This is a genomic window from Carnimonas bestiolae (assembly GCF_051251145.1).
GTDB lineage: Bacteria > Pseudomonadota > Gammaproteobacteria > Pseudomonadales > Halomonadaceae > Carnimonas > Carnimonas bestiolae.
Map to the genome: position 1 here is coordinate 176,894 of NZ_JBPCZK010000007.1, position 6,866 is coordinate 183,759.

At 58.8% G+C, this 6,866-nt stretch carries 4 protein-coding genes; 2 read left to right on the forward strand and 2 right to left on the reverse strand.

What is annotated here, in order from left to right; genetic code table 11:
• Positions 1-173: 173 nt before the first annotated feature.
• A complete protein-coding gene (locus R84865_RS10075; protein ID WP_435639570.1) occupies positions 174-1,649 on the reverse strand; it encodes a phospholipase D family protein in 1,476 nt (491 codons plus the stop codon).
• Positions 1,650-1,756: 107 nt separating this feature from the next.
• On the opposite strand from R84865_RS10075, the gene R84865_RS10080 reads away from it, so the two are divergent.
• Positions 1,757-2,617, forward strand: coding sequence for a hypothetical protein (locus tag R84865_RS10080; protein WP_435639571.1), 861 nt, complete (start codon positions 1,757-1,759; stop codon positions 2,615-2,617).
• A gap of 109 nt (positions 2,618-2,726) precedes the next feature.
• Positions 2,727-5,681 (forward strand): RNA polymerase-associated protein RapA, encoded by a 2,955-nt coding sequence (gene rapA, locus R84865_RS10085; RefSeq protein ID WP_435639572.1) that lies wholly within the window; start codon positions 2,727-2,729, stop codon positions 5,679-5,681.
• Positions 5,682-5,764: 83 nt separating this feature from the next.
• Here the strand turns inward: rapA and R84865_RS10090 are convergent, their stop codons facing one another.
• The gene (locus R84865_RS10090) at positions 5,765-6,658 is read right to left on the reverse strand and encodes a TIGR01777 family oxidoreductase (RefSeq protein WP_435639573.1); all 894 of its coding nucleotides are present in this window, start codon (positions 6,656-6,658) and stop codon (positions 5,765-5,767) included.
• Positions 6,659-6,866 lie beyond the last annotated feature (208 nt).

The following is a 6,866-nucleotide window of genomic DNA, read 5'->3' on the forward strand; positions in this document are numbered from 1 at the left end:
CCGCCCTACCGGCGCTGTTTGTGCGGAGCGCCTTCGCTACCGCGTTGAGCAATCACAGCAGTGATCCACTGCGCCGCCCCACTTCCCCCGGCAAGAACTTCCCCACCCGGCACCTCTGTGACAACTACTTCTACAACGGACTCTTTCTCAGTAGAAGCTCAGGCCGCCTAGCGTTACAGCAACCGTTTGATTAGCGGAATTCGACCGACCAGCGCTTGGCAGCGCCGCCAAAGGTTGCCTCTTTCGCTATGGTAGTGGCGAAACTTCCCTTTGCGAGAAATGGAACTCCAGCGCAGCTTGCCTTTGATTAGCTTCAGTCGATAGCTAAATTCGGGCAGCGTACTCACGGCGTTGATACCGCGTAATTCCTTGTTGAGCGCTTCGCTTTCGATCACCACACCAAGCTCGCAATTCCACCACACCGAACGCGGATCGAAATTAAACGAGCCGATCATCAGGCGGTCGTAATCAAGGGCATAGGTCTTGGCATGCAGCGCGTAGGAATTGGGACGCGACAGTTTTAGCCGCGAACGTGAGCGAAGCCGCGCATCCAAACGCGGACGCGTTCGCGAGCGATGACGAATTTCGTACAACTTTACCCCTTTGGCGAGCAGCGGCACACGCCAGGGCCCATAGCCACCATGCACCAGCGGCACGTCGGTCGACTCGAGCGCATTGGTAATGACGGTCAGCTTTACACCGCGCGCCAATAGCGCGTGAATGTCGAGGCGATCGATACCATCGGGAATGAAATACCCTGCGGCAATGACCAGACTGTGCTCAACGCTCTCGAGCTCCTGCGCAAACCTGCTGCTCATGCGCAGCTTCTCAGGAGGAGGCCCCTCTACCGCTGCCGCTTCAGGAGAGTCGTAAAGCACTCGCCCGTGTGCCCAGGTAAGTCGCTCTAACAGTGCGTCGCGGCTATCGCCACGCAAATCCTCGACGCCTTCATCAAAACGCTCGCCTGCCGTCGACGGCGCTGCGCAGCGCTCTTCCAGTTCTTGTTTCAGCTTGTGCCAGGCATTCGGCCCTGACGCGATAAACGCCTTCAGCGGCACCGCCAAACGATGCCGCCAATACGCCTCAAAACTGCCCGACAAGGCGTGCACGATGTTGCCGCCCACGCCCAGCACATCCAGATCGATGAACGAGTTGTCAGTTTCTGCCGAGAAGTAGAAATCACTCAGATTGCGCCCGCCCCAAATGGCGTAGGCCGCGTCGCTTATCCACAATTTATTGTGCATGCGGCGGTGCAACCGCCTCACGTTGAGCGCCAGACTCAGTAGCCGGGTTACGGTGAAACGTCTTCCCCAACGCACGGGATTAAACAGGCGAACTTCGATATTCGGATGCGAATCGAGCTGCGCGAGACGCCCCTGCTGATGGCCCACACTAAGATCGTCGAGCAGCAAACGTACTTTTACACCACGCTCAGCGGCAGCCATCATCGCCAGCAACATGCGACGCGTGCTATGACCATCTTCAAAAATATAGGTTTGAATATCGAGGCGCTGCTCTGCACGTTCGGCCAATAGCATCCGGCGTGCATAGGCTTCGAGCCCGTGCCCCAGCAGTTGCAGGCCGGATTTACCGTGCTGCTGCTCTGCCTGCTGGTGCGCCCAGGCAGCCTCCGAAAGGGGTTTATTCACCACTTTTCCCTTAATTCCCTTACTACAGAAATAGTTGCTTAGGGTGGAAGTATGCCTGCTCACCGCCGATAAGCCAGAACTCATTATCAAATTCTGGTCAGGTTGGAATGACGCACATCCTCTATTGGGGACTTCTGGCACTGCCACTAAGCGCCATCTACACCGCACTGGCGCTGCTACCGTTGGCACTTATCAAGCCGGCAATGGCGCGCTGGGCAGCGACCTGCGGGCTACTTCTCGTATTCAGTTTCAGCATCTTGGCACCGCCAGCAACAACGCCCCACACGCTTCTACAGCACTGGCCACTGTATGCCATTAGTAGCTGTCTGATGCTGCTTATCGGCATGCACCGCCATCTGCCATCATTGAGCTGCTCTATTGTCATTTGGCTAGTGTGTACATGGTACGACCCGCTGGCGACCCCATTACCTGCCACGCTGCCCGTCGTTTCTCTCGAAACCCTGTCAGGACAAACGGCCACACTCGATCCGCGGCTGCTCACGCCGCGCTTGCTATTGCTATGGCGAAGCAGTGATGCGCCCAGCACTCAACAACTCGCGCTACTACAGCAATGCGGGCATTCACTCGCCCCGTTAACGCTGGTGGCGGTCAATCAGGGCGACTCTTTGCTGGCGGTGCTTTCCGCCATCAACGCCAGTGCGCCCTCTGCTGCCACCGGCTCGTTCTTTGGCCCTGAAGCTGGCTCGGTTTCTGACACTGGCAGGTCTTCCACTCCTAAGACTAGCCCAGATACAGCGTCTGTTGCCGATACGCCACTCGTCACGCAACTGCGTGACCGCCATCAACAGCTGGCTACCGCCTTGGGCGTCAGGCACCTGCCCTTGCTGGTGCTAATGAATCGTAGCGGTCGAATCGTTACCGCCAGCGTCACCACACTGGACTGCGCAGGATTACGCACGCTGATTGACAACCACCGCGACATTTTTAAGGATGATGACATGTCATAGAACGGCTACCATATGCGCCCCTGTTAACGGCTGGATGCCACTCAGTGCCATCGGCTGCAACAGGACAAGACGGCATTTCTCCTCTTCAATGACTCGAACCGCAATCTCTATGAGCGATTTTATTCCTGGCCAGCGTTGGATCAGTGACGGTGAATCCGACCTGGGCCTGGGCACCATTTTAAAGACCGACTACCGTACCGTAATGGTGCTTTTCTCCGCGAGCGAGGAAACCCGAACCTACAGCTTGCGCGATGCTCCCCTGACACGGGTAACCTTCAGCGCTGGCGATATCATTGAATCCGATGATGGCCAAACGCTCCGTGTGCGCGACGTACACGAGCAACAAGGGCTGCTCAGCTATCACTGCGTTCCCGCCGCTACCGACGAAAGCCAATCCAGCAGCGACACCATCGAGCTGCCGGAAGCACGACTTAACGATCGTATGCAGTTCCATCAGGCGCGCGAACGTATCCTCACCGGTCAGATCGACCGCAACGACTGGTTCAATCTACGCTACCGCTCACGCCAGCATATTCAGCGTATCGAACGCGCCGCCGCTTACGGTTTCTCGGGCCCACGCGTCGATCTGGTCGATCACCAACTGCATATCGCGCACGATGTAAGCGCTCGCCACCGCCCGCGCGTGATGCTGGCCGACGAAGTGGGGCTCGGAAAAACCATCGAAGCCGGCCTGATTCTGCACCGCTTACTGCTCACCGAGCGTATTTCGCGGGTACTGATTCTGGTACCTGATAGCCTGAGCCATCAGTGGCTGATCGAGCTGCGGCGTCGCTTCGGATTGCCCTTCACGCTGCTCGACGAGCACCAGAGCGAGGCGCTTTCCAGCAGCGCCAATCCGTTCGAGTCGAGCCAATGGATTATCGCCAGCCAGCAGTGGTTGTTCGCCAATCCACGTCGTCAGCTTGAGGCGCAGGCCGCGCACTGGGATTTACTGATCGTTGATGAAGCGCACCATCTCGACGCCCAGCGTGAAGAGAGCGGCTACCACTGCGTGCAGCGCTTGGCCGAAGGCAACTGCGGGCTATTACTACTGACCGCCACCCCTGAGCAGATGGGCATCGAGCGCCACTTTGAACGCCTGCAGCTTCTCGATCCGGAACGCTATCACTCGCTGGAGGCCTTCAAGGAAGAGGAGCAAGGCTTCGCGGCACTGGCTGATGTGTTGGACGAGCTTGAGTCGACGGTGCGCGCGGGCGAACCGCTCACTGCATCTACGCAAGCGAAACTGGACGCGTTGATTAGCAACGACGCCGATGCTCAAGCGCAGCTCGACCTTGTCACCACCACCTCAGAGCAACCGCAAGCAGACGCGTTACAGCGGCTGCGCCAACTGCTGGTGGATCGCTACGGTATTGGCCGCGTGATGTTCCACAACAGCCGCCGCGATATTCCGGGCTTCCCTGAGCGGCGACTGCATCTGGAACCGCTGGCTGCCCCCACTGCTTATGCGCGCACGCTCAAGCGTTTGCATCGCGATGAGGACTATCTCGATACGCTGCTGGTCGAGCATCACCTTCCTTACCCCGAGCTGCTGATTTATCCGGAAACCACCTATACCGCGCTGGCCGGCGATGATGCTGAACCGTGGTGGAAGATCGATCCGCGCGTTACCTGGCTACGCCGCTGGATCAAGCAGCATCCCGGTGAGAAAGCGCTGGTCATTTGTCACGCCAACGATACGGCGCGTGAGCTTGCCACCGCCATCCAGATTCTCAACGGTCATCAGGTGCCGGTATTCGATGAGCACACCTCGCTGATCGAGCGCGATCGTGCCGCCGCCGACTTCGCTGATCGCGAAGGGGGCAGCCCCATTCTGGTGTGTTCCGAAATTGGCTCCGAGGGGCGCAACTTCCAGTTCTGCCATCATCTGGTGCTGTTCGACCTGCCGCCTAACCCTGAGCTGCTGGAGCAGCGTATCGGACGTTTGGATCGTATTGGCCAAACCCATCCGATCGATATTTACGCACTTTGCTTTGAAGATGCGCCTGACCAAGCGCTAGCGCGCTGGTATGACGAAGGTTTACGCGCCTTCGGCTCGCCCAATGGGCTGGGAGGCGAGCTATTTGAGCACTTTGCCGATGAACTCGACCACGCCTGGCTCGATAGCGATGCACTGGAGCAGCTGATCGACAGTAGCGCCGCGCTGCTTAAGCAACGCATTGCCGAACGCTCGGCAGGTCGCTATCGCCTGCTGGCGCAGCATCAGCGCAGCAGTGAAGCACTGCAAGCGCTGCGCGAGGGCATTGATGAGCTCGATCAAGACCAGAAAATTACTCGCTACCTCGAGCAAGCCTTCGATATTTTCGGCGTTGATAGTCAGGATCTGGGCAACGGCATTCAGCACTTGCTGCCAGGGCCGCACATGATCGACGGACTGCCCGGGCTGGCGCAGGGCGACGAAGGCTTCAGCGCCACGCTACTGCGCGAGCGAGCGCTTGAACGAGACGATATCGAGCGGTTGAGCTGGGAGCATCCACTGGTGCGAGAAATGCTCGAACGCACCATCGATTCGAGTTTAGGCAACACTGCACTCGCGCTGCTTAAGCACCCTGCCATTGCGGGCGGACGCTTAATGGCAGAGATGGTATTTGTGACCCACACGCCGGCTCCCAAGCGCTATCAGCCCGGACGCTTTTTGCCGCCCACTACGGTGCGTCTGCTGCTCGACGATCAGGGTGCCGACCTGAGCGACAAGGTGTCGTTCGGCGGGCTCGCCAATAACCTGAAGAACGTTAAGAAGGCCACCGCGCGTGAGTTGATCAAACAATGTATTCCGCAGCTGCGTCAGCTGTTTGCACAGGCCGAGACAAAGGCCGCGGAGGCACTGCCTGCATTGATTGAGAACGCCCAACAGCAGCTTGCTGCGGGGCTCGATCCAGAAATTGCGCGCCTTAACGCGCTGAAGCAGCGCAATCCTGCCGTACACGAAGACGAAATCGATGCCCTGCAACAAGAGCGCGACACGCTGGCTAGCGCAATCGCCAGCACCCGTTTGCGTTTCGACGCCGTCAGGGTAATCGTCACGGTAGGGGTGGACGACTAAGCGTAGTTCTCCTTTAACCAACACGGCCGAGCGCAATGCTCGGCCGTGTTGCCATTCATACCGCATCGAATCACCAGCGCTCGCTACTCGAGCTGCGCTACAAGCGCCTGCTGCAGCGTTTCGTGCTTGAAATGGAAACCCTCTCCCACCAAACGTCTGGGACGCATCGCCGCGCCAGTGAGCAGCATGCGTGACATCTCTCCTAACCCTAGCTTCAGCATCACTCCGGGCACACGCCACGGCACTGGACGATGCACTGCCCTTCCCAATGCCTTCATTAATTCACGGTTACGCACCGGATGCGGCGCGCTCAAGTTGTACACGCCCTCCGCACTGTCGTTTTCCATCAGCCACAGCAACGCGCGCACCGTGTCCTGCAATGAAATCCACGGCATATACTGACGGCCATCGCTCAACTGCGCCCCCGCGAACAACCGCACCGTCGGCAGCAACGACTTCAGCATGCCGCCCTCAGGATCGAGCACCAGCCCAAGCCGCACAATCACCAGCCGAGTATTGCTATTTGCCAGCGGGGCCGCGGCCTGCTCCCATTCGTGGCACAGCTGATGCGCAAACTCCCGGTGTGGCAAGGTGTGTTCGTCAACATCGCGATCCCCCTGATCGCCATAAAAACCCATCGCCGATCCAGACACCATCACACGCGGCGGCTCGGCCAATGCATGGCAAAGCGCTACCAGCGAGCGCGTCATCGACACCCGACTGTCAATCAGCTCACGCTTGCGCTGTTCACTCCAACGCTTGCCAAAAATGGGCGCTCCCGCCAAATTGACAATGGCATCGATCGGCTGATCTGCGAACTCCTCGGCGCTTTTTCTCGCCATAACGTCAACGCCGATACGCGCTGCCGCCTGCTCGGGATCGCGACTAATGACACCGATACGATGCCCTTGCTGGTGCAACTGCTGACATAGCCGCCGCCCCACAAATCCTGTCGCCCCGCTTACCAATACCAACATGACACAGCCTCCACCCTTGCGCGTCTTTCACTAACTGTAGCGCTAACGCGGTAATTAGCGAATACGCATGATCTTCACGGCGGTTGGCGGTTGGCGATTGGCGGTTGGCGGTTGGCGGTTGGCGGTTGGCGGTTGGCGGTTGGCGGTTGGCGGTTGGCGGTTGGCGGTTGGCGGTTGGCGGTTGGCGGTTGGCGGTTGGCGGTTGGCG

Coding starts and splice junctions, on each gene's coding strand:
- R84865_RS10080 (WP_435639571.1), top strand. CDS start 1,757: ATGACGCACATCCTCTATTGGGGACTTCTGGCACTGCCACTAAGCGCC.
- rapA (WP_435639572.1), top strand. CDS start 2,727: ATGAGCGATTTTATTCCTGGCCAGCGTTGGATCAGTGACGGTGAATCC.
- R84865_RS10090 (WP_435639573.1), bottom strand. CDS start 6,658: ATGTTGGTATTGGTAAGCGGGGCGACAGGATTTGTGGGGCGGCGGCTA.